The sequence below is a fragment of the Parasphingomonas frigoris genome (genome assembly GCF_036663815.1).
Classification (GTDB): Bacteria; Pseudomonadota; Alphaproteobacteria; order Sphingomonadales; family Sphingomonadaceae; genus Sphingomonas.
Window position 1 is genome coordinate 141,044 of the sequence record NZ_JAXOJQ010000003.1, and the last position, 23,365, is coordinate 164,408.

The 23,365-nt window shown below is 67.0% G+C and carries 26 protein-coding genes; 14 read left to right on the top strand and 12 right to left on the bottom strand.

What is annotated here, in order from left to right; all coding sequences use genetic code 11:
• The first annotated feature begins 38 nt into the window (after window positions 1–38).
• Together xth and ribA are read left to right on the top strand one after the other, a co-directional pair.
• Complete coding sequence (gene xth, locus U1872_RS10855; protein WP_332792922.1) at window positions 39–833, top strand: exodeoxyribonuclease III; 795 nt, start codon at window positions 39–41, stop codon at window positions 831–833.
• The gene (gene ribA / locus U1872_RS10860) at window positions 830–1,906 is read left to right on the top strand and encodes a GTP cyclohydrolase II (protein ID WP_332792923.1); all 1,077 of its coding nucleotides are present in this window, start codon (window positions 830–832) and stop codon (window positions 1,904–1,906) included. Before xth ends, ribA begins: the two co-directional genes overlap by 4 nt.
• A gap of 25 nt (window positions 1,907–1,931) precedes the next feature.
• Here ribA and U1872_RS10865 read toward each other — a convergent pair whose 3' ends face one another.
• Together U1872_RS10865 and U1872_RS10870 are read right to left on the bottom strand one after the other, a co-directional pair.
• Complete coding sequence (locus tag U1872_RS10865) at window positions 1,932–2,594, bottom strand: HAD family hydrolase (protein ID WP_332792924.1); 663 nt, start codon at window positions 2,592–2,594, stop codon at window positions 1,932–1,934.
• Window positions 2,591–3,289, bottom strand: a complete 699-nt coding sequence (locus U1872_RS10870) for a YggS family pyridoxal phosphate-dependent enzyme (RefSeq protein WP_332792925.1) — start codon at window positions 3,287–3,289, stop codon at window positions 2,591–2,593. The genes U1872_RS10865 and U1872_RS10870 overlap by 4 nt, the downstream gene beginning before the upstream one ends.
• A gap of 22 nt (window positions 3,290–3,311) precedes the next feature.
• On the opposite strand from U1872_RS10870, the gene U1872_RS10875 reads away from it, so the two are divergent.
• Entirely contained in the window at window positions 3,312–3,824 is a 513-nt protein-coding gene (locus tag U1872_RS10875; RefSeq protein WP_332792926.1) for a thiamine phosphate synthase, read from the top strand.
• Between the two features lie 25 nt (window positions 3,825–3,849).
• Here the strand turns inward: U1872_RS10875 and U1872_RS10880 are convergent, their stop codons facing one another.
• Window positions 3,850–4,545, bottom strand: coding sequence for a hypothetical protein (locus U1872_RS10880; RefSeq protein WP_332792927.1), 696 nt, complete (start codon window positions 4,543–4,545; stop codon window positions 3,850–3,852).
• A 285-nt stretch (window positions 4,546–4,830) separates the two neighbouring features.
• On the opposite strand from U1872_RS10880, the gene U1872_RS10885 reads away from it, so the two are divergent.
• Genes U1872_RS10885 through U1872_RS10900 form a run of 4 tightly spaced genes read left to right on the top strand, consistent with a single transcriptional unit; the run spans window position 4,831 to window position 9,389 of the window.
• Entirely contained in the window at window positions 4,831–5,289 is a 459-nt protein-coding gene (locus tag U1872_RS10885) for a DUF3576 domain-containing protein (RefSeq protein WP_332792928.1), read from the top strand.
• A gap of 12 nt (window positions 5,290–5,301) precedes the next feature.
• The gene (gene leuS / locus U1872_RS10890; protein WP_332792929.1) at window positions 5,302–7,854 is read left to right on the top strand and encodes a leucine--tRNA ligase; all 2,553 of its coding nucleotides are present in this window, start codon (window positions 5,302–5,304) and stop codon (window positions 7,852–7,854) included.
• Window positions 7,851–8,348, top strand: a complete 498-nt coding sequence (gene lptE, locus U1872_RS10895; RefSeq protein WP_332792930.1) for an LPS assembly lipoprotein LptE — start codon at window positions 7,851–7,853, stop codon at window positions 8,346–8,348. Before leuS ends, lptE begins: the two co-directional genes overlap by 4 nt.
• A 24-nt stretch (window positions 8,349–8,372) precedes the next feature.
• Window positions 8,373–9,389: a DNA polymerase III subunit delta gene (locus U1872_RS10900; protein WP_332792931.1), complete on the top strand. Its 1,017-nt coding sequence runs from the start codon at window positions 8,373–8,375 to the stop codon at window positions 9,387–9,389.
• 38 nt (window positions 9,390–9,427) lie between these two features.
• Here U1872_RS10900 and U1872_RS10905 read toward each other — a convergent pair whose 3' ends face one another.
• The 6 genes from U1872_RS10905 to U1872_RS10930 form a co-directional block, all read right to left on the bottom strand.
• Entirely contained in the window at window positions 9,428–10,255 is an 828-nt protein-coding gene (locus tag U1872_RS10905; RefSeq protein WP_443025384.1) for a ParB/RepB/Spo0J family partition protein, read from the bottom strand.
• A 68-nt stretch (window positions 10,256–10,323) separates the two neighbouring features.
• Window positions 10,324–11,112 (bottom strand): ParA family protein, encoded by a 789-nt coding sequence (locus U1872_RS10910; RefSeq protein ID WP_332792933.1) that lies wholly within the window; start codon window positions 11,110–11,112, stop codon window positions 10,324–10,326.
• On the bottom strand, window positions 11,109–11,723 hold the full coding sequence (rsmG, locus tag U1872_RS10915; protein WP_332792934.1) for a 16S rRNA (guanine(527)-N(7))-methyltransferase RsmG: 615 nt from the start codon (window positions 11,721–11,723) through the stop codon (window positions 11,109–11,111). The genes U1872_RS10910 and rsmG overlap by 4 nt, the downstream gene beginning before the upstream one ends.
• Window positions 11,720–13,564, bottom strand: coding sequence for a tRNA uridine-5-carboxymethylaminomethyl(34) synthesis enzyme MnmG (gene mnmG / locus U1872_RS10920; protein WP_332792935.1), 1,845 nt, complete (start codon window positions 13,562–13,564; stop codon window positions 11,720–11,722). Before mnmG ends, rsmG begins: the two co-directional genes overlap by 4 nt.
• Before the next feature lie 64 nt (window positions 13,565–13,628).
• The gene (gene mnmE / locus U1872_RS10925; protein ID WP_332792936.1) at window positions 13,629–14,915 is read right to left on the bottom strand and encodes a tRNA uridine-5-carboxymethylaminomethyl(34) synthesis GTPase MnmE; all 1,287 of its coding nucleotides are present in this window, start codon (window positions 14,913–14,915) and stop codon (window positions 13,629–13,631) included.
• Entirely contained in the window at window positions 14,912–15,142 is a 231-nt protein-coding gene (locus U1872_RS10930; protein WP_332792937.1) for a DUF6489 family protein, read from the bottom strand. Before U1872_RS10930 ends, mnmE begins: the two co-directional genes overlap by 4 nt.
• Between U1872_RS10930 and U1872_RS10935 the strand changes: the two genes are divergently transcribed.
• Window positions 15,062–15,670, top strand: a complete 609-nt coding sequence (locus U1872_RS10935) for a methylated-DNA--[protein]-cysteine S-methyltransferase (RefSeq protein WP_332792938.1) — start codon at window positions 15,062–15,064, stop codon at window positions 15,668–15,670. The genes U1872_RS10930 and U1872_RS10935 overlap by 81 nt on opposite strands.
• Before the next feature lie 111 nt (window positions 15,671–15,781).
• Here the strand turns inward: U1872_RS10935 and rho are convergent, their stop codons facing one another.
• The 3 genes from rho to hemE all read right to left on the bottom strand — a co-directional run bounded on the left by rho (window position 15,782) and on the right by hemE (window position 18,799).
• Window positions 15,782–17,038: a transcription termination factor Rho gene (gene rho, locus U1872_RS10940; protein WP_140850649.1), complete on the bottom strand. Its 1,257-nt coding sequence runs from the start codon at window positions 17,036–17,038 to the stop codon at window positions 15,782–15,784.
• Between the two features lie 277 nt (window positions 17,039–17,315).
• Entirely contained in the window at window positions 17,316–17,771 is a 456-nt protein-coding gene (locus U1872_RS10945; protein ID WP_332792939.1) for a CopD family protein, read from the bottom strand.
• A complete protein-coding gene (gene hemE / locus U1872_RS10950) occupies window positions 17,768–18,799 on the bottom strand; it encodes a uroporphyrinogen decarboxylase (protein ID WP_332792940.1) in 1,032 nt (343 codons plus the stop codon). The genes U1872_RS10945 and hemE overlap by 4 nt, the downstream gene beginning before the upstream one ends.
• 314 nt (window positions 18,800–19,113) lie before the next feature.
• Here hemE and U1872_RS10955 point away from each other — a divergent pair, with 314 nt between their 5' ends.
• From U1872_RS10955 to hpf, 6 genes are all read left to right on the top strand, one after another.
• Window positions 19,114–19,941, top strand: a complete 828-nt coding sequence (locus U1872_RS10955; RefSeq protein WP_332793614.1) for a pyruvate, water dikinase regulatory protein — start codon at window positions 19,114–19,116, stop codon at window positions 19,939–19,941.
• A complete protein-coding gene (locus tag U1872_RS10960) occupies window positions 19,938–20,534 on the top strand; it encodes a Maf family protein (protein ID WP_332792941.1) in 597 nt (198 codons plus the stop codon). The genes U1872_RS10955 and U1872_RS10960 overlap by 4 nt, the downstream gene beginning before the upstream one ends.
• Entirely contained in the window at window positions 20,531–21,343 is an 813-nt protein-coding gene (locus U1872_RS10965) for a shikimate dehydrogenase family protein (RefSeq protein WP_332792942.1), read from the top strand. Before U1872_RS10960 ends, U1872_RS10965 begins: the two co-directional genes overlap by 4 nt.
• Complete coding sequence (gene coaE / locus U1872_RS10970; protein ID WP_332792943.1) at window positions 21,340–21,954, top strand: dephospho-CoA kinase; 615 nt, start codon at window positions 21,340–21,342, stop codon at window positions 21,952–21,954. The genes U1872_RS10965 and coaE overlap by 4 nt, the downstream gene beginning before the upstream one ends.
• A gap of 4 nt (window positions 21,955–21,958) precedes the next feature.
• Window positions 21,959–22,651, top strand: coding sequence for a DNA polymerase III subunit epsilon (gene dnaQ / locus U1872_RS10975; RefSeq protein WP_332792944.1), 693 nt, complete (start codon window positions 21,959–21,961; stop codon window positions 22,649–22,651).
• Window positions 22,652–22,735: 84 nt separating this feature from the next.
• Complete coding sequence (hpf, locus tag U1872_RS10980; protein WP_332792945.1) at window positions 22,736–23,320, top strand: ribosome hibernation-promoting factor, HPF/YfiA family; 585 nt, start codon at window positions 22,736–22,738, stop codon at window positions 23,318–23,320.
• Window positions 23,321–23,365: the final 45 nt, after the last annotated feature.

Genomic DNA, 23,365 nt, shown 5'->3' on the forward strand with positions numbered 1-23,365 from the left:
GGCTGGCGCGGCGCCCAGACGATGGCTACAGCGCCTGCATGACGACACCGCTCAAGATCGTTTCCTGGAACATCAATTCGGTGCGTGCGCGCATCGAGATCGTCGAAACCTTCCTGCGCGAGATGGCGCCCGACATCCTCTGCCTGCAGGAAACCAAGGTGGTCGACCAGGATTTCCCGACCGCCGCCTTCCGCGCGCTCGGCTATCGCCACATCGTGCTGCACGGCCAGAAGATGCATCACGGCGTCGCGATCCTGTCGAAGGTGCCGCTGGTCGAGGACGATCGGTTCGACTGGCAGGCCAATCGCGAGGCGCGCCATGTCGGCGTGCGGCTCGAATCCGGGCTGCGGATCGAGAATGTCTACGTGCCGGCCGGCGGCGACGTGCCCGATCGTGCGGCCAATCCGAAATTCGGGCAGAAGCTCGATTTTCTTGACCGCATGACGGCGTGGTCGCAGGATCTCGCCGTGCCGACACTGCTGGTCGGCGATCTCAACATCGCGCCGCTCGAGTCCGACGTGTGGAACCACAAGCAGTTGCTCAACGTCGTCAGCCACACGCCGATCGAGGTGGCGGCGATGGACCGGCTCAAAGCCTCCAATTCGTGGGTCGATCTCGGGCGGCATTTCTACCCCGCACCGGCGCGGCTGCACACCTGGTGGAGCTACCGGTCCGCCGACTGGACGGTCAACGATCGCGGGCGGCGGCTCGACCATATGTGGGCGACCGCCGACGTTGCAGCCAAGGCGACGCGTCACCATGTCTATGAGGAATGCCGCAGTTGGCTGAAACCCTCCGACCATGTGCCGATCATGACCGAATTTCTGCTGTGAGCGCTCCACGTCGCGGAGACGCGCACAAGACCGCGCTAGCGATCGACGCGTTGCGCCGCGGCTGGGCGGTCGCGATCGACGGCGCCGACGGCCTGCTCGCTTTGCTGCCGATCGAGACCGCCGACCCGGTGCGGCTCGCCGCCTTCGATCCGCAAGCGTGCGCGCCGTTGCTGCTGTCGGCAGGCCGCGCCGCGACGCTCAAGCTCGCCAATCAGCTCGAGGCGGCAGCGCCCGACGCGCCGGTCCTGGTCGAGCGCGTGCCGTGGATCGATTTCGCGATGGCGACGGCGCTCGCCGACCCGCAGTTCGATCTCGAAACGCCGATGAAGGGCCCGTTCCGTGCGCTCCATCTCGCCGAGAGCGACGCCGGAGCAGCGGCATTGCGGCTCGCGCGGATCGGCGGCGTGTTGCCGGCCTTCTTCGCGCTTGCGGGCGAGACCGCCGCGTTGGTGCTGACCCCCGACGATATCGACGCGCATGAGGAAGCCGCGCGGCTGACCATCGCGACGCGCGCGCACTTGCCGGTGGTCGGCGCCGAGACTGCCGAGATCGTCGCCTTCCGCACGCCGGAAATGCCCGGCGAGCATATCGCCTTGCTGATCGGCACGCCCGATGGCCGCCCGCCGCTGGTGCGGCTGCACAGCGAATGCCTGACCGGCGACATGCTCGGCAGCCTCAAATGCGATTGCGGCCCGCAGCTCCACGCGGCGATCGACGCGATCGCGGCGAGCGGGTGGGGAATCGTGCTCTATCTGCGGCAGGAAGGGCGCGGCATCGGCCTGATCAACAAGCTGCGCGCTTATGCGTTGCAGGACCAGGGGTTCGACACGGTCGATGCCAATACCCGGCTGGGGTTCGCGGTCGATTCGCGCAATTATGCGGTGGCGGCGCGGATGCTGGACCTGCTCGGTCAGCCCGCGGTGCGGCTGTTGACCAACAACCCGCTGAAAGTCGCGCAGCTCACCAACGCAGGGATCGACGTGGTCGAACGCGTGCCGCACATTCTGCCCGCCAACCCGCACAACGAACGCTATCTGGCGACCAAGCGCGACCGCACCGGACATCAGTTCTAGCGGAGCCGGCCCGCGCTGCCGGCGGTCAGCCGATCAGCCGTGCGATCTCGGCAAAGTCGGTCGCGACGTCGTGCACCCCGATCGCGCGGAGTTTGTCGGCATGGTCGGGCCCGCAATGCGTCCCGCCGACGAAGCCGACGACATGCGCGCCCGAGGCGACCGCACCGGTCGCGCCGACCGGAGAATCCTCGATGATCACGCAGCGCGCGATCTCGACGCCGAGCGCGGCGGCGGCGTGGAGATAGATGTCGGGTGCGGGCTTGCCGTTGACGACATGCTCCTTGCCAGAGAACAGCCGGTCGCCAAACGCGGCGCGCAGTCCGATATGGTCGAGATGCCGCGCGATCCAGGCGGTCGAGCTCGACGAAGCGATCGCCTTGGGCAGGGTCGGCGGCAGGTCGAGCACGAAGCGCACCGCGCCCTCGACCGCGTCGACCCCCGCGCGCATCACGCGCTCATCTTCGGCCTTGCGGGCGACATGGAAATCGTCGGGCAGGCTGCGCCCGATCCAGCGTTCGATCGCATCGGTGAACGCCGCGCCCGACAGCCCCATGAAGTTGGCGAACGAATCCGCCGGCGTGGTCGGGTGGCCGATGCTGGTGAGATAGGCGGCGATCTGGCGATTGCCGACCGCTTCGCTCTCGATCAGCACGCCATCGAAATCGAACAGGATCGCGTCGAAGCTCATGCGCGGCTGCCGAACAGTGCGGTGCCGACGCGGACGTGAGTCGCACCGAGCATCACCGCGACCTCATAATCGCTCGACATGCCCATGCTGAGTCCGTCCAGACCGTGCTCGCGCGCCAGCTTGGCGAGCAACGCGAAATAGGGGGCGGCCTCGGTGTCGACCGGCGGCACTGCCATCAACCCGACCACCGGCACACCCGCCGCGCGGGCTTCGTCGAGAAGCGCGGGGAGGGCGGCGATCGGGCAACCGCCCTTTTGCGGCTCGTCGCCGATATCGACCTGCACGAAGCAGGCCGGACGGCGATCGAGCTTGTCCATCGCGCGGCCGAGTGCGGCGACGAGCGACGACCGATCGACCGAATGGATCACGTCGAACAGCGCGACCGCATCCTCGGCCTTGTTCGACTGGAGCTGCCCGACGAGGTGGAGCGTCACGCCGGGGAAGGCCGCGCGCAGATCGGGCCATTTGGCCTGCGCCTCCTGCACGCGATTCTCGCCGAAATCGTGCTGCCCGGCCTCGAGCAGCGGAATGATTTCGTCGGCGGCCTTGGTCTTAGAAACCGCGATCAGCGTGGTGTCGGCGGGCGTGCGGTCGGCGAGGCCGGCGGCATGCGCGATCGCGGCTTTGACGGCGGCGAGGCGCTCGGCGGGCGTGCCAGTGGGAGAGGCGGTGGGGGTGGGGTCGTCGCTGGACATCGCCCGCGCTATAGGCGGGGCAATGCCCGCTCGCCACCCCAATAGCCGCCACGCATCGAGACCATCGCTATGGCTGATGACCGACGAGCGGATGGGCGAGGGGCTCTGGACGGCGCTCGCGGCACTGCCGCGCGGCAGCGGCGTGGTGTTCCGCCATTTCGCCACCGCCGAACCCGAACGCACCGCGCTCAAGGCGCGGATCGCACGGTTCGCACGGCGGCGGCGGTTGGTGCTGATCGCTGCGGGAACGACGGCGCAGCAGCGGGCGCTCCACCCCGCGCATTCGGTGCGCGAGGCGATCGCCGCACGGCGTGCGGGTGCGGCGCTGATTCTCGTCTCGCCGGTCTACCCGACGCGAACGCACCCCGGCGCGCGCGCGCTCGGCCCGTTGCGCGCCGCGACGGTCGCACGGGCCGCACAAATCCCGGCGATCGCGCTCGGCGGGATGACGGCGGCGCGGTACCGGCGCATGAAGGCATTGGGATTCGTCGGCTGGGCGGCGATCGATGGGCTGACTCCCAACGCCACCCGCTGACCTGTCGTTTCAGCGGGTCGCGCCATCAGAAGCGGAAGGCGGTTCCGACATAGACCGCTTGGCTGTCGCGGCGGTTGGTTTCGGTCGCCGGCTGCGCGATCAGGCGATCGCGGTCGGCCTTGTAGCGCACGCCCGCGGTGACATCGAGGCGCCGCGTCAACGAGTAGGAGCCGCCGACGTCGATCGAGTAGGCCGGCATGTCCTCGACGAGCTTGGGCGCGCCAGCCAGCGGACGATCGGTCCCGGCCTTGACCTGGCCGGTGAAGCGGTTGCCGGTGTAGCTCACCCCGACGTCGGCCGATTCGCGGCTGCCGGGCAGGCCGGCGAGATCGATCTTCGCGACGTCGCCCGAAAGCGCGAACCGCTTCCAGCCTACAGCAACGCTGAGGTTATAGGCGATCGGCGTCAGATTGACCGTCGATGGGGCGAGCGGTGCAGTCCGGTCGACCACCGCGATGCCCCGCGCCGAGCGGGCGCGGATCGCAACATTGACCGCCCGCGCGCCATCGCGGCGCGTGTCGGACGGCGTGAAACGGAAGCCGCTCGTATCGAGTCCGCCCCGCGCGAAGATCGCCGTGAGGCGCGGATCGGCCGAAGCCGGGGTGAAGGTGCCGATGCCGCGCAACAGCACCGGACGCTTGGTCGCATAGCGCGCGGCAGAGCTCTCGCTCGCACCAAGCGCTGGAGCCACGGTGAAGCCGAGGCCGACGAGCGACCCCATAGCTAAACCGGCCAACCAACGTACAGACGACACCGTGCAACCCCTTCATGCGAGCCCTTGTGGACCCCGCTTTATGTGCCAACGCGCCTATCACGATTCAATTCCGTGTTGCCACTGTATCGACGCAATTTTCCGCGAGAGTGTCTCGAAGGACACACCTTTCGACGCATCCCGGAAGAGTGGGGCGACTCGGCAGGCGCGGTCCCCCGGAGGTGTCGCTTGCGGCGCCTGCGAGACATTCTATAGATAGCGCCATCCAAATCCAGTTTTGTTCAGGAACCGCCGATGATCCGCCGCCCAGGCACCGCGCCCCGCACCGTGATGGTGGTTTCGCTCGCTCTCGCCGCTTCGCTCTCGCTGGCGGGCTGCGGCCATAAGGCTCGACCGCAGAATGCCGATCTCGCCGCGTCGAAGGTCACCACGATCGGCGTCAACGCCTATCTGTGGCGCGCGAGCCTCGACACGCTGAGCTTCATGCCGCTGCTGCAGACCGATTCGAACGGCGGCGTGATCGTGACCGACTGGTACATCAACCCCGCCGCGCCGTCCGAGCGCGTCAAGGTGACGGTGACGATCCTCGACCAGGATCTGCGTGCCGACGGCCTACGCGTCGCGGCGCTGCGCCAGGTGAACCAGGGCGGGCAGTGGGTGGCGGCCCCCGTCCAGGCGGCGACGGTGCAGAAGCTTGAGGACATCATCCTGACCAAGGCGCGTGATCTGCGTCGCGCCGCCGTCGCCGGCTGAGGCAGCACCCTCATGGCGTCACGCTTCAACGCGCTGAAGGCGGACGCGGCTTGGCAGAAGGTGTGGGACGACCGCGCCACCTTCGCCGCGGACGATAGCTCCACCAAGCCGCGCTCCTATGTTCTCGAGATGTTCCCCTATCCGTCGGGGAAGATCCACATGGGCCATGTCCGCAATTACACGATGGGCGACGTGCTCGCGCGCTATCGGCGGATGACCGGCATGGAAGTGCTCCATCCGATGGGGTGGGACGCTTTCGGGATGCCCGCCGAGAATGCCGCGATGGAAAAGGGCGTCCATCCCGGCGGCTGGACGCGCGAGAATATCGCGACGATGAAGGCGCAGTTGAAACGCCTCGGCTTTGCGCTCGACTGGAGTCGCGAGCTCGCGACCTGCGAGCCTGACTATTACGGGCATGAGCAGGCGCTGTTCCTCGATCTGTTCGCAGCCGGGCTCGTCTATCGCAAGGAAAGCTCGGTCAATTGGGATCCGGTCGACATGACCGTGCTCGCCAACGAGCAGGTCATCGACGGGCGCGGCTGGCGCTCGGGCGCCTTGGTCGAGCGGCGCAAGCTGTCGCAATGGTTCCTGAAGATCACCGACTTTGCTGACGAGCTGCTCGAGGGCCTCGATGGGCTCGAGCATTGGCCCGACAAGGTCAAATTGATGCAGGAGAATTGGATCGGGCGCAGCCAGGGGCTGCAGTTCCGGTTCAAGCTGTCCGACGGCGGCGCGGTCGAGGTGTTCACCACGCGCCCCGACACGATCTTCGGGTCGAGCTTCGTCGCAGTCGCCGCCGATCACCCGATCGCGCAGGCGCTCGCTGCCGAGAACCCCGCTGCGGCCGAGTTCATCGCGCTGTGCAAGCGCGGCGGCACCACCGCGGCCGAGCTCGACACGCAGGAGAAGCTCGGTTTCGACACCGGCATCACCGCGGCGCATCCGTTCGATCCCGAGTGGCAGCTGCCGGTCTACATCGCCAATTTCGTGTTGATGGAATATGGCACCGGCGCGGTGTTCGGCGTTCCCGCGCACGACCAGCGCGATCTCGATTTCGCGCGGAAGTACGATCTGCCGGTGCGCCGAGTCGTCTCCGACGGCGACGTGACCGACCCGATGTTCGAGGGCACCGAAGCCGCCACCGGCCCCGGCACGCTCGTCAACTCGCACTTCCTCGACGGCATGGACGTCGAGGAAGCCAAGCGCACCGTGATCACCCGCGCCGAGGGCGAAGGCTGGGGGACCGGCTCGACCGTGTTCCGCCTGCGCGACTGGGGCGTCAGCCGCCAGCGTTACTGGGGCACGCCGATCCCGATCATCCACTGCGACGCGTGCGGCGCGGTGGCGGTGCCAAAGGACCAGCTCCCCGTCGTGCTGCCCGAGGATGTGTCGTTCGACATCCCCGGCAATCCGCTCGATCGCCATCCGACGTGGAAGCACGTCGCGTGCCCGTCGTGCGGCGGGCAAGCGCGGCGCGAGACCGATACGCTCGACACCTTCGTCGATTCGTCGTGGTACTTCATCCGCTTCGCCAGCCAGCCCAAGGACATGCCGTTCGACCGCGCGGTCGCCGAGCAATGGCTGCCCGTCGCGCAATATATCGGCGGGGTCGAGCATGCGATCCTGCATCTGCTCTACGCCCGCTTCTGGACGCGTGCGCTCAAGCATATCGGGCTGCTCGACGTCGCCGAGCCCTTTGCCGGCCTGTTCACGCAAGGCATGGTCACGCACGAGACCTATAGCCGTCAGATCACCGAGCTCGGCAGCGACGGCGTCGACAGCATCACCAAGCCGCTGTGGCTGTCGCTCGACGACATCGTCCGCAATGGCGATGGCTGGACCGAGAAAGCGACCGGCGAGGCGGTCACCGTCGGCCGTGTCGAGAAGATGTCGAAGTCGAAGAAGAACACCGTCGACCCGACCGGCATCGTCGACCAGTACGGCGCCGACGCGACGCGCTGGTTCATGCTGTCCGACTCGCCGCCCGAGCGCGATCTGCCGTGGAGCGAGAGCGGGATCGAAGGCTCGTGGCGCTTCATCCAGCGGCTGTGGCGGCTGTTCGACGGCGAGCGCGCCGGCGAGGCTGGCGCGAAGAACGCCGCACTCGACCGCAAGCTGCACCAGAGCATCGCTGGAATCGCGCTCGATATCGAGGCGTTGAGCTTCAACAAGGCGGTCGCCAAACTGTACGAGCTGACCGCCGCAATCGAACGTGCCGAGCCCTCGGCGTCGCGCGACACCGCGATCGCCACGCTGATGCGGCTGGTCGCGCCGATGGCGCCGCACCTCGCCGAAGAGGCGTGGGCCGCCGCCGGGAATGACGGCCTGATCGCCGACGCGCCCTGGCCGCAGGTCGACGTTGCGCTGCTGGTCGAGGACGAGGTCACCATCGCGGTGCAGGTCAACGGCAAGCTGCGCGACACGCTCACCATGCCCAAGGGCCATCCGAGCGATGCGGTCGAAGCCGCAGCGCTCGCGTCGGACAAGATCGTCCGTATCCTCGACGGCAAAGCGCCCCGGAAGGTCATCGTCGTGCCAGACCGTCTCGTGAACATCGTCGCATGAAGCGGATCGGTGCCCTCGCGGCCCTCGCGCTGACACTCTCGGGGTGCGGGCTGCATCCGCTCTATTCGGGCGGCGGGAGCGGCACCGTGGCGATGACGCTGACCCAGGTCGACGTTGCCCCGATCGAGGGCAAGGCGGGGTGGCTGATGGCCAACGCGCTGCGGGACCGCCTCCATGCGGGCGACACGCCGCGCTATCGGCTCGAGATCAAACTCGACGACCAGATCGTCGGGCTCGGTGTCAATCGCGACAACAGCATTTCGCGCGAGCGGCGCACGCTGCGCGCGCGCTACCAGCTGGTCGATCTATCGAACGGCGCGGTCCTGCTCGACGCGACCGCGCGCTCCGATGCCGGGATCGACGCCGTCACCTCGGAATATGCGACGATCGCCGCCGAAAACACCGCGCTCGAACGGCTGTCGGGGACCATCGCCGACCAGATCGTCGCACGCGTCGCCACCTATGTGCAGCGCACCGCCCCGGATTCGCGCTGACGTGGCGCAGGATGGGCTTGCCCGATGAAGGCCAATCTCAACCAGCTGACCCGCGCGATCGATAGCGCCAATCCCGACATCCGGCTGTATGTGCTGCACGGGCCAGACGAAGCGGGCGCACGTGACATCGCGATGCGGCTGGCGCGCTCCCTCGGGCCCGACGCCGAACGCATCGATCTCGAGCCCGCGCTGCTCAAAACTAATCCCGGCCGGCTCGCCGACGAAGCGGCGTCGCTGTCGCTGTTCGGCACCGCGCGCCACATCCGCGTCGCCGGCGCCGGCGAGGAGAGCGTCGCCGCCTGCACGCTGCTGCTTGGCGCCGAACGCGCCGGCAATCCGGTGGTGGTGATCGCGCCGGGCGCCAAGGCAACCTCAGCGCTGGTCAAGCTCGCCACCAGCGACCCGCGCGCGATGGCCTGCGTATTCTACGTTCCCGAAGGAGGAGAGGCCGACAAGATCGCCACCAGCATCGCGCGCGAGCAGGGGTTGCGCACCGTCGGTGGCACCGCGGCGCGGATCGCGATGGCGGCGGGCGGCGACCGCGCCGTGATGACGCGCGAGTTGGAGAAGATGGCCTTGTTCCTCGACGCTGCGCCCGAACGCCCGCGCGAGCTCGATGACGCCGCGCTCGACGCTATCGGCGCCGATCTTGGCGATTCCGAAATGTCGCGCGCGATCGACGCGGCGATTTCCGGCGGTCCCGATGTGCTTGCCGGCGAGTTGGCGCGGCTCAATGTCGCGGGCGTATCGCCGATTCCGTTGCTGCGTCAGCTGGTGCGGCGGCTGATGGCGCTTGCCGAACTGCGCGCCGAGATTGAAAATGGCGCCAATATCAACAGCGTGATCGAACGCGTCTTTTTTCGCGAGCGCGTGACGACCGCGGCCGCGCTACGGATCTGGTCGGCTGCAAAGATCAGCGACGCGATCGACCGCGTCCGCCGCGCCGAGCGCGCGACCATGGCGCCTGGCAACGCTGGCGGAGTCCTGTCCGATGCCGCAATCGTCGGCGTCGCCCGGATGGCGGCGCGGCAGCGCGGATAAGCCTCTTCGGCCGACGCGCCGCCGCTGCCAGGGTTACGTCATATACGCTCACCGGTGAGCCGCTGGCACAGCATGTCGAGCTGATCGAGCGTCGAATAGGCGAGGGTCAGCGTGCCGCCCTTGGCACCGTGCGCGACGCGTACCGAGACGCCGAGCAGATCCGCCAATTGATGCTCGAGCGCGGCGAGATCGGGATCGCGGCCGGCACCATCGCTCGGTCCGCGCGCGGCCGGCTTGGCGGCCCGTGCCATCCGCTCGGTATCGCGCACCGACAATCCCCGCGCGACGACCTGGTCAGCGAGCGTCTCGACATCGGGTGCGCCGATCAGCGCACGCGCATGCCCCATCGTCAGCGTACCCGTGACGACGCGCTCCTGCACCGGCCGCGGCAATTCGAGCAGCCGCAGCAAGTTTGCGATATGGCTGCGCGATTTGTTGACCAGCTTGCCGAGCGCGTCCTGCGTATGACCGAAATCCTCGATCAGCCGATGATAGGCCTCGGCCTCTTCGATCGCGTTTAGGTCCTGCCGCTGGATGTTCTCTACCAGCGCGACTTCGAGCGTTTCGGTATCGTCGAATGCGCGCACGATCACCGGAACCTCGTGGAGCCGCGCCCGCTGCGCTGCACGCCAGCGGCGTTCCCCCGCGACGATCTGATAGCCGGTGCCGTGCGGCCGCACCACGATCGGCTGCAGCACACCGCGCTGTGCGATCGACTGGGCGAGCTCCTCGAGCGCAGCCTCGTCGAAATGGCGCCGCGGCTGGCCGGGGTGAGGGGTCAAGGATCCGACCGGGAGCGAGCGCACGCCAGGGGAGGTGCCTTCCTTCCCTTCACCAACTGGCTCTTCGCGCGCAAGATCGCCCATCAAGGCATTGAGGCCGCGCCCCAGACCCGAGCGCGGTTTTGGACGGGGAGGCGGCGCGTTCGGTTCGGTCATGCGGCCCTTGCTGGTGCTTCGGTCTTGGGAAGGCGCGCGATCAGTTCGCGCGCGAGTGCGATATAGGCTTCGGACCCCGGGCAGCGATGATCGTAGATCAGCGCGGGCAGGCCATGGCTCGGGGCTTCTGACAGCCGCACATTGCGAGGGATGACGGTATCGAACACGACGCGGCCGAGCACCGCACGAACATCGTTCGACACCTGATCCGTCAGCCGGTTGCGGCGATCGTGCATCGTCAGCGCGACGCCCATGATCGACAGGCCCGGGTTGAAGCGCTCGCGAATCCGTTCGACCGTGCTGAGCAGCTGGCTCAACCCCTCCAACGCAAAGAATTCACACTGAAGCGGCACAAGCAGCGAATTGGACGCAACCATCGCGTTGAGCGTCAACAGTCCGAGCGATGGCGGACAATCGATCAGGACGACATCCCAGCGATGGTCCGATCGCGCCAACGCGCGAGAGAGGCGATGCGTCCGCTCCTCATATTCAACCAGCTCGATCTCTGCGCCCGAAAGGTCGACCGTTGCCGGGACGATGTCGAGCTTGGGCACGCACGTCGCGATCGCGGCAACCTCCACAGAGGTCTCACCGAGCAAGATGTCGTACGTCGAATGATGCCGATCCGCGCGCGCAATACCGAGACCGGTCGAGCAATTCCCCTGCGGATCGAGGTCGAGCAACAGCACGCGTAGCCCGGTCGCAGCAAGCGCGGTCCCGAGATTGATCGCGGTGGTCGTCTTGCCGACCCCGCCCTTCTGATTTGCAACGGCAATCACGTTCATCGACGAGCCACCCCTGATGCGACCACGATCAGCGATTCAGGATCGGTGATGCTATGTTCCACGTGAAACAGACCATGCCATGCTTGCTCTGCAGTTACCACCTCTTCGCGCGCCGAACGGCCTTTTGGAAGGATCCATTGTGTCTCGCGCGTCGCGCAGCGGGACGCCCAGCTGAAGAGGTCATCGAGCGACCCTACCGCGCGCGCAGAGATGATCGCTGCCGGCACCGAAACGGCTTCGATACGGCCACATACGACGGTCGTCCGCTGCGCAACGCCCAGCGCTTGTGCCGCGTCTTGCAGGAAAGCCGCCCGGCGCTTGCGTGGTTCTACCAGCCAGATTGGGCGGTCGGTCAGGGCCGCGATCACTAGGCCGGGGAAACCGGCACCGCTTCCGATATCGATCCACGGCCCAGTCGAATTCGTCGCGTGATCGAGCAATTGCGCTGAGTCGACCACATGTCGTGACCACATCGCACCAAGGGTCGACGGCGATACGAGATTCTGCTGGGCCGCTTCGGCGACGACGATCGCCACGAGCTGCTTCATCGCCGTTGCAGCCGTCGCGCCGAAATGGGCTAGGATCCACGCCTTTGCGTCATCCTCGCTCACGCGGCGCGCCGCCGAACGTGCAACAGGATTGCAGTCAGGGCCGCGGGAGTCACGCCGCGCACTCGTCCGGCTGCACCAAGCGTGGCCGGGCGTGCGGCGGAGAGCCGCTCAACCATCTCACTCGACAGTCCCGCGATGTCGCCGAACGCGATTGTATCGGAAAGGGCGATCCCGTCTTGTGTGCGCAATTCGACGATCTCGGCCTCCTGCCGCAAAAGATAGGGCGCATAGCGGGCATCCTCGACGACTTCGGCGACGAGCGCCGGGTCATGTTCGGCAGGCAGTTCGAGCCCCAGCATGTCAGGAAGAACCCCCGCGACGCGAAGCCACTCCCTGCCGCTGCGCGGCTGTGGGTCGGGGTTCATCGTCGCGCCCCTGGCGATCAGCCGATCGGCCGATACGGGCAAGGCCAGCCGTGCTTCGATATCGGCACGCGCTTCTTCACGTTGCTCGAGCCGCGCGCGGCGCTCCGGACCGAGGCATCCGAGTTCCGCCGCGATCGGTCCAAGCCGCGTCTCAGCATTGTCGGCGCGGAGACGCAGGCGATATTCCGCGCGCGCCGTGAGCATGCGGTAGGGTTCGGTGATGCCCTGAAGCACCAGATCGTCGATCATCACGCCGAGGTAGCTCGACGCGCGATCGAGAATGATCGGCGCCTGATCGAGCGAGCGCGCCGCGGCGTTGAGACCCGCCATCAGACCCTGGCCGGCTGCTTCCTCATATCCCGTCGTCCCGTTGATCTGACCACAACAGAACAGTCCCGGCATCGCGCGGACCTCGAGGGTGGGGGCGAGGGCGCGGGGGTCGATATAGTCATATTCGACAGCATAGCCCGGTGCGACGATCCGCGCGTGCTCAAGGCCGGCGATCGTCGCGAGCATCGCCGCCTGAACATCGCACGGCAATGAGGTCGATATGCCATTTGGATAGACGATCGGATCGTCGAGCCCTTCGGGTTCAAGGAAGATCTGATGGCCATCGCGATCGCCGAAGCGATGAATCTTGTCCTCGATCGACGGGCAATAGCGCGGCCCTTGCCCAGCAATCGCGCCGCCAAACAGCGGCGATCGGTCGAGACCGTCGCGGATGATTGCGTGCGTTGCGGGGTTGGTGCGGGTGATTGCGCAATGCAGTTGGGGCAGGGGGCGACCGCGCGACAGGGGGGACATCGTCCAAGGGTCGGCATCACTAGCCTGCTCTTCGAGCACCGCCCAATCGATCGTGCGCCCGTCGATTCGCGGCGGCGTCCCTGTCTTGAGCCGCGCCATCGGCAACGCAGCGGCCCGCAATTGTTCGGCGAGCAGCGACGCCGCCGCTTCGCCGATCCGCCCACCGACAGATCGATCCTCGCCGCAGAACATCCGTCCGCCAAGGAAGGTCCCGGTTGCGAGCACCACCGCACCCGCGCTCAGCACGGTATCATCGGCCAGGCGGACACCGGCAACGCTGCCATCTGGCCGCTGCGCGAGCGCGGCTACCTCACCCGCGACGATCGTCAGATTGGCTTGGTCACGCAGCATCGCCTGGATCGCGGCGGCATAACGGCGTCGATCGGCCTGCACGCGCGGGCCCTGAACCGCCGCGCCCTTGCTGCGGTTGAGCATGCGATAGTGCACCCCGGCGGCATCGGTCGCCCGCGCGATCAGCCCGTCGAAGGCATCGACTTCGCGCACCAGATGGCCCTTGCCCAGCCCGCCGATCGCCGGGTTGCACGACATCGCCCCGATCTTGGCAGGGTCGAAGCTGATGAGGGCGGTGCGGGCGCCGCGCCGTGCCGAAGCGGCAGCGGCCTCGGTCCCGGCATGCCCGCCGCCGACGACGATAACGTCGAAACTGTTCATTCCGCTGCGCTAGTTTGCCTGTCGCACAGTGTCAAAGTCGAAACGCGATGTTCCACGTGGAACGTCACTTGCCGATACAGAATCGCGAGAAGATCGCATCGAGCACCGCCTCGGTATCGGCCCGTCCAGCCACACGATCTAGCGCCCGCAACCCACCGCGCACCTCCTCCGCGACGAGCAGGAGATCGTCATGCTGCGCTGCGGCAAGATGATGCATCGCATCCAGCAACAGCGCACGTTGGCGGTGGTTGGTGACCAACGCGTCCGCGACCGGAAGCATCGCGGTGGCACGCCGTTCGAGCAATGACCACAGCGCTACGATCCCCACGCCCGATGCTGCCGAAACAGCGAGCGCTGCTCGCTCCGGGACCACGCCACGATCGGGCAGATCCGCCCGCGCATGGATTGCGATATGATCGGGGCCGGGGGCAGGGCCATCCCCCAGCCACAGCACGATGTCGGCGCCGGCGATGGCCGCTTCCGCCCGGCCGACCCCGATCCGTTCGATCTCGTCGCCCGGCGTCTGGGTCAGGCCGGCGGTGTCGGTCAGCAGATAGGCGATCCCGCCACGTTGCACCGGCGCCTCGATCCGGTCGCGCGTCGTCCCCGAAATGGCCGAGACGATCGCGACGTCGCGCCCGCTCAGCGCGTTGAGTAAGGTCGACTTGCCGCTGTTGGGCGGCCCCGCCAGCACGACCCGCACCCCGTCGTACAAGCGCTCGACAGGCGGCACCGCGAGGAGCGCGTCGATCTCCCCGGCGACGGCGGCGATATCGCCAGCGATCACCGCCATCGTCTCGGTCGCGACATCATCCTCGTCGGAGAAATCGAGCTGCGCCTCGATCCGCGCGGCGATCCCGACCAACCGGTCGGTCCAGGCATCGATCCTCGCGCGCAGCCCGCCATCGGCGACATGCAACGCCGCGCGACGTTGCGCCTCGGTCTCGGCCGCCAGCAGGTCGCCAAGCCCCTCGGCCTCGGTCAGATCGATCACGCCGGCGGCAAGCGCACGCCGCGTGAACTCGCCGGCCTCGGCCCGCCGCGTGCCCGGCAGCGCCGCGATCGCCGCCTCGACCGCCGCCACCACGGCGCGCCCGCCATGGACGTGAAACTCGACGAGATCCTCGCCGGTCGCCGTCCGCGGCGCGGGGAAGACCAGCACCAGCGCCCGGTCGAGCAACGCCTGGCTCGACGGATCGCGCAACGCCCGCAGCACCGCGCGGCGCGGCGCCGGCACGCTCCCGGTCAGCGCGCGGGCGACATCGAACGCGACCGCACCACTGACCCGAATGATCGCGATCGCCGCCGGCGCCGCGCCGCTCGACGTGGCGAAGATCGTCGGCTCGCTCACGCCGACTTGGTCGCGCTCTCGAACATCTTGCGCCACATGCCGAGCCCGGCATCGCTCATCGGCATCCAGCTGCGCATCATATTCTCCATCAAATCGGGCACCACGACGCCGTCCATCGAATTGGTCAGCATCGCGAGATATTTGTCATGGACCGGCGCCATATCGGGGAGACCCATGAAGCGCCGCGCTTCCTCGGGCGTGCAGTCGACATCTACGGTAATCTTCATCGCGCTTCTCCGCTTGAGCGGGCGGAGGCCACGCTTCATAGTCTTGCCATGTATGCGCGCGATACGGCCCGGATCGCAACGCCTGTGGGAATCATCGCGATCAGCGGTGACGACGCGCTGCTGCATGCGATCACGATCGGCGAAGACGGCGCGGAGCGTGAGGGGGACACCAGTGCGGTGCGGCTGGCCTGTCATCAGCTGCAGGCGTGGTTTGCGGGTACACTGACGCACTTTTCGCTACCGCTCGCGCCGTCACTGACGCCGCGTGGGCAAGCGCTGCGCGAGGCAATGCTCGCGATCGGCTATGGCGAGACGGTTAGCTACGGCACCCTGGCGAAACGCGCGGAATCGAGCGCGCGGGCGATCGGGCAGGCGTGCGCCCGCAATCCATTCCCGATCGTGGTGCCTTGCCATCGCGTGCTCGACGCGTCGGGGCGGCTTGGGGCCTATTCGGCGGGGGAGGGGCCTGCGACCAAGCGATGGTTGCTCGATTTCGAACAGCGCAGTTGGCGGGGGTTGTTGCTTTAGAGCGGAAGCGGCGTGGGCATGGGCAAAGCCCATGCCGTCGGTCGGGAGCGAGGGCTCCCGCCGGCCGAGCCGGTGCGAGTCCGGCGGCAGCATGCCGCCGGCCGCATCCGGCTATTGATTCATGCTGTCGAAGAAATCTTCGTTGGTCTTCGAATTCTTCATCTTGTCGAGCAGGAACTCCATCGAGTCGATCGTGCCCATCTGCATGAGGATGCGGCGCAGCACCCACATCTTGGAAAGCTTGCTCTGGTCGACCAGCAGCTCTTCCTTGCGCGTGCCCGACTTGCCGACGTCGAGCGCCGGGAAGATGCGCTTGTCCGCAACCTTGCGGTCGAGCACGATTTCCGAGTTACCCGTGCCCTTGAATTCCTCGAAGATCACTTCGTCCATGCGGCTGCCGGTATCGATCAGCGCGGTCGCGATGATCGAGAGCGAGCCGCCCTCCTCGATGTTGCGCGCCGCACCGAAGAAACGCTTCGGGCGCTGCAGCGCGTTCGCATCGACACCGCCAGTCAGCACCTTGCCCGACGAGGGCACGACGGTGTTGTAGGCACGGCCGAGACGCGTGATCGAGTCGAGCAGGATCACCACGTCCTTCTTGTGCTCGACGAGGCGCTTGGCCTTTTCGATCACCATTTCGGCGACCTGGACGTGGCGCGTCGCGGGTTCGTCGAAGGTCGAGGAGACGACCTCGCCCTTCACCGAGCGCTGCATGTCGGTGACTTCCTCGGGACGCTCGTCGATCAGCAGGACGATCAGGAACACCTCGGGGTGGTTGTCGGTGATCGCCTTGGCGATGTTCTGCAGCATCACCGTCTTGCCGACGCGCGGCGGCGCGACGATCAGCGTGCGCTGGCCCTTGCCCTGCGGCGAGATGATGTCGATCACGCGCGCAGACTTGTCCTTGACCGTCGGGTCGGCGGGATCGAGCGTCAGCTTCTGCTCGGGGTAGAGCGGGGTGAGGTTGTCGAAATTGACGCGGTGACGGACCGCGTCGGGATTGTCGAAATTGACCGCGGTCAGCTTGGTCAGCGCGAAATAGCGTTCGCCGTCCTTGGGCCCGCGAATTTCGCCTTCGACCGTGTCACCGGTGCGCAGGCCGAACTTACGAACCTGGTTGGGCGAGATGTAGATGTCATCGGGCCCAGCAAGATAGTTCGCTTCGGGCGACCGCAGGAAGCCGAAGCCGTCGGGCAGCACTTCGATCGTGCCGAGCCCCATGATTTCCTCGCCCTCTTCGGCCTGGACCTTGAGGATCGCGAACATCAGATCCTGCTTGCGCAGCGTTGATGCGCTCTCGATGCCGAGCTCCTCGGCCATCGCGACCAGCTCGGCCGGCTTTTTGTTCTTAAGGTCTTTGAGATGCATGGAGGGCGTCCGGGGCATGAAGATGCAAGGGAGGAGCTTCGGTCGGCGACACAGGTACGCGACGATGCTTGAGGAAGGATATCGCAACCGAACGGGTGGACCCGCCGCATCGCAATACACTCCCGAGATACGATTGGCGCGCGGGCGCGTCAAGGGAGGCGATGCACACCCCCATCCGTCACCCCGGGCACGTCCCGGGGTCCACCGTGCCGCACATCCTGAAGCCGAGGTGATCGCACCACGGTGGGCCGGCACAAGGCCGGGGTGATAGTGGAGATCAGAACGGCTGGACGATCGCCAGGATGACGATGAACGTGACCAGCACCGCGGGCACTTCGTTGATCAACCGCAATTGCCGCCCGGTTAGCGTCGGCTTGCCGTTGGCGAGCTTCTTCGCATAGCCGACCGCCCAGCCGTGATAGCCGCTGAGGATCACCACCAGCAGCAGTTTGAAGTGCAACCAGCCGAGCCCGCTCGCGCCCGAGAACAGTCCGAGATTGGCGGCAAGCGTCAGCCCGAGCAGCCACACCAGCACCAGCGACGGCGTCAGGATGATCGTGCGGATCTTGGTCTCGCGCTCGACCCACAGGGCCGCCTCGGGCGAGCCGATCGCGGCTTCCTGGTGATAGACCAGATAGCGCGGCAGCATGAACAGCCCCGCCATCCAGAAGATCACGAAAATCAGATGCGCCGCCTTGACCCACGGATAGGCATTGCCGAGCATTCCGGTCATCGCTGGCTCCGAACGAACGCGAGCAAGTGCTCGACATGAGGGATGGGGGTGTCCTGCAGGATACCGTGCCCGAGATTGAAGACATGGGGGCGATCGGCGAAGGCGGCAAGGATCCGCGCGGCGGCCTGCTCCATCGACGCGCCGCCGGCGATCAGGACGAGCGGATCGAGATTACCCTGTACCGGCATCCCCTGCGGCAAGGTCTTTGCCGCCCATTCGGGATCGATCGTCTCGTCGAGCCCGAGGGCGTCGACCCCGGTCTCGCGCGCATAGGCGGGAAGCTTTTCGCCGGCGCCCTTGGGGAAGCCGATTACCGGCACGCCGGGGTGGCGCGCATGCAGCGCGGCGACGATCGCCGCATTGGGTGCGATCACCCAGCGTTCGAACTGCGCCGGGCTGAGGCTTCCCGCCCAGCTGTCGAACAATTGCACCGCCTCGACGCCGGCATCGATCTGCCGCGACAGATATTCGATCGTCGAGGCCGAGATTGCCGCGATGATCTCCTCGAACGCCTGCGGATCGCGATAGGCGAAGCGGCGCGTCTCGCCCTGGTCCTTCGAGCCATGTCCGGCGACCATATAGGTGGCGACGGTCCACGGGCTTCCGGCGAACCCGAGGAAGGTGGTCTGGGGCGGCAACTGCGCGGCGACCAGGCGCACCGTCGCATACACCGGATCCAGGCGCTCAGGGGCGCTCTGGAGGCTCGACAGCGCATGATCGACCAACGGGGGTGTCAGGGCCGGGCCTTCGCCCACACCGAAGCTGAGGCCCTGTCCCAGCGCCGAGGGCACCATCAGGATGTCGGAGAAGAGGATCGCCCCGTCGAAGCCGAAGCGCTTGATCGGCTGGATCGTCACCTCCGCCGCTGCCGCGCTGTCGTTGACGAGCGCGAGGAAGCCGCCCTTCTCGGCGCGAAGTTCCCGATATTCTGGGAGATAGCGGCCGGCCTGGCGCATCAGCCAGATCGGCGGAGTCGACAGACGCTCACCCTTCAGCGTCGCGAGCAGCGGTTTCGTTTCGGTCTGCACGATCGGTTTTCCTCGCCCTACTTCTATAAGAATCTAGAATCTTAAAAGGTTGAAGTGGTTGTTGGCACGTTGATACCGGGGCTTATGCCGCCGTCCCCAAAATGCCAACAGATTGACGTGCGGCGATCTGCGGCGACGCTCTGAGTCGGATGGATCATCCCCGTTATCCACAGCCTGTGGGAGATACTTAGGGGTGTTTACGCGATTGTGGATAGATCGTCGCTTATCCACCGCCGACGCCCGGCTTTGCGGATCGGCAAAGTTGCGCTAGCGCTTGCCCCCATGTTGTCCACAGTTTCGCCCAGCGGCACGCTCTGATGCGACTGCATCTCCACCTCCTGTCGGATTCGACCGGCGAGACGCTCGAGAACATCGCCAAGGCGGCGCTCGCGCAATATGACGATGTCGAGACGATCCGGCATTTCTGGCCGATGGTGCGGACCGAAGCGCATCTCGAACGCATTCTCCAGGAAATCTCGCAAAATCCCGGGCTGGTGCTGTTCACGCTGGTCAACAGCGCGACGCGGCAGACGCTCGAGACGCGCTGCCGCGCGCTCGGTTTGCCGGCGGTGGCGCCGCTCGATGCAGTGACGCTCGCGCTCTCGGGCTTGCTCGGGCAGGCGGCGAAGGCGCGGCCGGGGCGGCAGCACGTGCTCGACGCCGCTTATTTCGCGCGGGTCGATGCGATCCAGTTCACCATCGCGCATGACGACGGCATCCTCGCCGAGGATTGGGAGGAAGCCGACATCGTGCTGGCCGGCGTGTCGCGCTCGTCGAAGACGCCGACCTCGATCTATCTCGCCAATCGCGGCTTCAAGACTGCGAACATCCCGATCGTGGTCGAAAGCCCGCCGCCCGAAAGCCTGTATGCGCTCAAGAACCCGATCGTCGTCGGGCTGACGACCAGTGCCGATCGGCTGATCCAGGTGCGGCGCAACCGCCTGCTCTCGCTCAACCAGAAGACCGAGACCGCCTATGTCGACCAGGAAGCGGTCACCCGCGAGGTCGCGTTCGCGCGGCGGATGTTCGCCGACAATGGCTGGCCGGTGATCGACGTCACGCGGCGTTCGATCGAGGAGACCGCGGCGGCGATCATCGCGCTGGTCGGCGAGCGGCGCGGCGACGCGCGGGGGGAATCATGAAGGTCGTCCTGGCGTCGCAAAGCGCCTCGCGCCGCGCGATGCTGACCGCGGCGGGGGTGCCGTTCGTGGCGGTGTCGGCGGGCGTCGACGAGGAATCGGCCAAGACGGCCTTGCTCGGCGAGGGGCTGGCGGCGCGCGACATGGCCGATGCGCTGGCCGAGCTGAAGGCGATCAAGGTCTCGTCGGGTGACGGGCAGTCGCTGGTGCTCGGCTGTGACTCGGTCGTCGCGCTCGAGGACGGGTCGATGCTCGACAAGCCGCGCGATCGCGCCGAGGCGGGCGCGCACCTGCGGCGGCTCTCGGGCAAGCGGCACGAACTGGTCAGCGCAGCGGTAATGGCCGAAGGCGGGCGCCCGGTGTGGCGCGTGGTCGACCGCGCCAAGATGCATGTGCGACCATTGTCCGACGCGTTCATCGAATCCTATCTCGACCTCGAATGGCCAGATATCTCCTATTGCGTCGGCTGCTACCGGATCGAGGGTCCCGGTGCGCAACTGTTCAGCCGGATCGAAGGCAGCCAGTTCACCGTGCTCGGCCTGCCCTTGCTGCCGGTGCTCGATTATCTGAGGGTTCGCGGGGTTATGGCGTCATGATGTTTGCCGAGGTGATCGGGGATCCAATCGCACATTCCAAGTCGCCGATCATCCACAAGGCGTGGATCGCGGCGCTGGGGCTCGACGCCGACTATCGCCAGTGCCGGGTCGAGGCCGCCGAGCTCGATGGCTATTTCGCGCAGCGGATGGCGGACCCGGCGTGGCGCGGGTGCAACGTCACGATTCCGCACAAGCTGGCGGTGTTCGATCATCTGCCCGATCCCGGCGGAGTGCGCGACACGATCGGCGCGGCCAATACCGTGTTCCGGGGCGAGGACGGCGCGTTCATCGTCACCAATACCGATGCCGCGGGCTTCTATGCGCCGATCAACCAGCTCGACCTGACCGGTGCGCCGGTCGTCGTGGTCGGGGCAGGGGGGGCGGCGCGCGCGGTGCTGTTCGCGCTGTCGCGGCTGGGGGTCGGCCCGGTGACGATCCTCAACCGCAACGTGCTCAAGGCGGCGGCTTTGCTGTCGTCGTTCGGGCTGAAGGGCAAGGCGCTGCCGCTCGACGCGACGCTGCCGGCGGCGGCGTTGCTGGTCAATGCCAGCGCGCTCGGGATGGTCGGACAGCCGCCGCTCGATCTCGATCTCGCGCCGTTGCCCGACGATGCGGTGGTCTATGACGTCGTCTACAGCCCGCTCGAGACGCCGTTGCTGGCGGCTGCGCGCGACCGCGCGCTCGATACGGTCGACGGGCTCGACATGCTGGTCGGGCAGGCGGCGCTGGCGTTCGAACTGTTCTTTGGCGTCGCGCCGCCGCGCGACGAGGCTAGCGACGACCGGTTGCGCGCGCTGCTGAGCGCATGATCGCGCCGCGTCCGATCACGATCGGGCTGACCGGCTCGATCGGGATGGGCAAGTCGACCGTCGCGGCGCTGTTCGGCGCGGCAGGTGTGCCGGTGTTCGATGCCGACGCGGCGGTGCACCGGCTGCAAGGCCCCGACGGCGCGCTCGTCGCGGCGATCGAGGCGGCGTTCCCCGGCGCGACCGGGCCCGGCGGCGTCGATCGCGCGCTGCTCGGGCCGATGGTGCTCGGTAATCCCACCGCGCTCGCGCGGCTCGAGGCGATCGTCCACCCGGCGGTCGGCGAAGCGCGCGCCCGCTTCGTCGCGAGGCATGCGCAGGCGCCGCTGATCCTGTTCGACGTGCCCCTGCTGTTCGAGACCGGCGGCGAGTCGCGCGTCGATCATGTCGTCGTGGTCTCGGCGCCGCTCGAGATCCAGCGCGCGCGCGTGCTGACGCGTCCCGGCATGACGCCCGAAAAACTCGACGCGATTCTCGCCAGGCAATTGCCGGATCGGGAGAAAGTCGCGCGCGCCGACTTCGTTGTGCCGACCGGCGGTTCGCTCGATGCGACACGCCGTGCGGTGGACTCCATCATCGCTTGCCTCGCGCCGCGCGAGACCCCACTATCATAGACCTATGCGCGAGATCGTCTTCGACACCGAAACCACCGGCTTCAGTTTTGCCGATGGCGATCGCATGGTCGAGATCGGCTGTCTCGAGATGGTCAACAAGGTCGAGACCGGCCGCACCTTCCACGCTTATTTCCACCCCGAGCGTACGATGCCGCCCGAGGCGCAACGCGTCCACGGGCTGAGCGACGCCTTTCTCGCCGACAAGCCGCTGTTCGCGCAGCGCGTCGAGGATTTGCTCGATTTCATCGGCGACAGCCCGCTCGTCGCGCACAATGCGAGCTTCGATTTTGGCTTTCTCAACGGCGAGTTGCAGCGCTGTGGCCGCGCGACGGTCGGGCTGGACCGGATGGTCGATACCGTCGCGATGGCGCGGATGCGGCATCCCGGTGCCAAGCACAGCCTCGACGCCTTGTGCAACCGCTACGGCATCGATCGCAGCCACCGCACCGTCCACGGCGCGCTGCTCGACGCGCAATTGCTGTCGCAGGTCTATGTCGAGCTGACCGGGGGCCGCCAGATCGGGCTCGGTCTGGTCCGCGAGGTGGTCGAGGACGCTGGTCCGGGCGTGATCGCGGCGCCGACCGTCGTGCGTCCGGCACGGATCTTCGCGATCGCCGAGGGTGAGCAGGCGCGGCATGCGGCGTTTCTCAAAACCGTGGTCAATCCTTTGTGGGGGAGCGATCCGGCACTGTCTTGAGTTTAAGGGGGTCGAGGCGCCCGACAGGCGTCGTCTACCGCCGGTGATCGTCAAAGCGACATCGGCCAGCTAAGGAGAATGCTCATGGATATTCGGGTTTCCGGCCATCAGGTCGAAACGGGCGAGGCGCTCAGAACCCATGTCGACGAGCGCCTCCAGGGCATCGCCAGCAAATATTTCGCGCGCGCCATCTCGGCGCAGGTCACCTTCGGCAAGGGACCGCACGACAACCGCTTCACCAGCGACATCGTCGCACACGTCATGCAGGGGCTGATCCTCAAGGCGCATGGCGATGCCGCCGACGCGCATCTCGCCTTCGATGCCGCCGCCGCCAAGATCGAGAAGCAGCTGCGCCGCTACATGCGCCGGCTCAAGGATCGCAACGCCGGCGCCACCGCCGCCGCGGCGCAGGCGGCCGATGCCGACAATGCCGGCTATACGCTGTTCCAGGAGAACACCGCCGAGGAGGAAGTCGAGGATTTCCCGCTGATCGTCGCCGAAACGCGCGTCGATGTCCCGGATGCGACGGTGTCGGATGCGGTGATGATGCTCGATCTGCGCAACACCGCGGCGCTGCTGTTCCGCAACAGCGGATCGGGCACCTACAACATGGTCTATCGCCGCGGTGACGGGACGATCGGCTGGGTCGAGCCACAGCGCCAGTCCTAAGCCGCGCGATGTCCTAGCAAAAGGGTCGTGCTTTCGCCGGTTACC

Bases quoted from the DNA above. Each gene is read 5' to 3' on its own strand.
- hpf (WP_332792945.1), top strand. From the start codon at position 22,736: ATGGATATTCGGGTTTCCGGCCATCAGGTCGAAACGGGCGAGGCGCTC.
- U1872_RS10870 (WP_332792925.1), bottom strand. From the start codon at position 3,289: ATGTCCAGCGACGACCCCACCCCCACCGCCTCTCCCACTGGCACGCCC.
- lptE (WP_332792930.1), top strand. From the start codon at position 7,851: ATGAAGCGGATCGGTGCCCTCGCGGCCCTCGCGCTGACACTCTCGGGG.
- rho (WP_140850649.1), bottom strand. From the start codon at position 17,038: ATGCATCTCAAAGACCTTAAGAACAAAAAGCCGGCCGAGCTGGTCGCG.
- U1872_RS10945 (WP_332792939.1), bottom strand. From the start codon at position 17,771: ATGACCGGAATGCTCGGCAATGCCTATCCGTGGGTCAAGGCGGCGCAT.
- mnmG (WP_332792935.1), bottom strand. From the start codon at position 13,564: ATGAACAGTTTCGACGTTATCGTCGTCGGCGGCGGGCATGCCGGGACC.
- U1872_RS10910 (WP_332792933.1), bottom strand. From the start codon at position 11,112: ATGAACGTGATTGCCGTTGCAAATCAGAAGGGCGGGGTCGGCAAGACG.
- U1872_RS10965 (WP_332792942.1), top strand. From the start codon at position 20,531: ATGATGTTTGCCGAGGTGATCGGGGATCCAATCGCACATTCCAAGTCG.
- U1872_RS10880 (WP_332792927.1), bottom strand. From the start codon at position 4,545: ATGGGGTCGCTCGTCGGCCTCGGCTTCACCGTGGCTCCAGCGCTTGGT.
- dnaQ (WP_332792944.1), top strand. From the start codon at position 21,959: ATGCGCGAGATCGTCTTCGACACCGAAACCACCGGCTTCAGTTTTGCC.
- U1872_RS10885 (WP_332792928.1), top strand. From the start codon at position 4,831: ATGATCCGCCGCCCAGGCACCGCGCCCCGCACCGTGATGGTGGTTTCG.
- U1872_RS10935 (WP_332792938.1), top strand. From the start codon at position 15,062: ATGGACCGGCGCCATATCGGGGAGACCCATGAAGCGCCGCGCTTCCTC.
- U1872_RS10960 (WP_332792941.1), top strand. From the start codon at position 19,938: ATGAAGGTCGTCCTGGCGTCGCAAAGCGCCTCGCGCCGCGCGATGCTG.
- U1872_RS10905 (WP_443025384.1), bottom strand. From the start codon at position 10,255: ATGGGCGATCTTGCGCGCGAAGAGCCAGTTGGTGAAGGGAAGGAAGGC.
- U1872_RS10900 (WP_332792931.1), top strand. From the start codon at position 8,373: ATGAAGGCCAATCTCAACCAGCTGACCCGCGCGATCGATAGCGCCAAT.
- xth (WP_332792922.1), top strand. From the start codon at position 39: ATGACGACACCGCTCAAGATCGTTTCCTGGAACATCAATTCGGTGCGT.
- U1872_RS10865 (WP_332792924.1), bottom strand. From the start codon at position 2,594: ATGAGCTTCGACGCGATCCTGTTCGATTTCGATGGCGTGCTGATCGAG.
- U1872_RS10930 (WP_332792937.1), bottom strand. From the start codon at position 15,142: ATGAAGATTACCGTAGATGTCGACTGCACGCCCGAGGAAGCGCGGCGC.
- leuS (WP_332792929.1), top strand. From the start codon at position 5,302: ATGGCGTCACGCTTCAACGCGCTGAAGGCGGACGCGGCTTGGCAGAAG.
- U1872_RS10875 (WP_332792926.1), top strand. From the start codon at position 3,312: ATGCCCGCTCGCCACCCCAATAGCCGCCACGCATCGAGACCATCGCTA.
- coaE (WP_332792943.1), top strand. From the start codon at position 21,340: ATGATCGCGCCGCGTCCGATCACGATCGGGCTGACCGGCTCGATCGGG.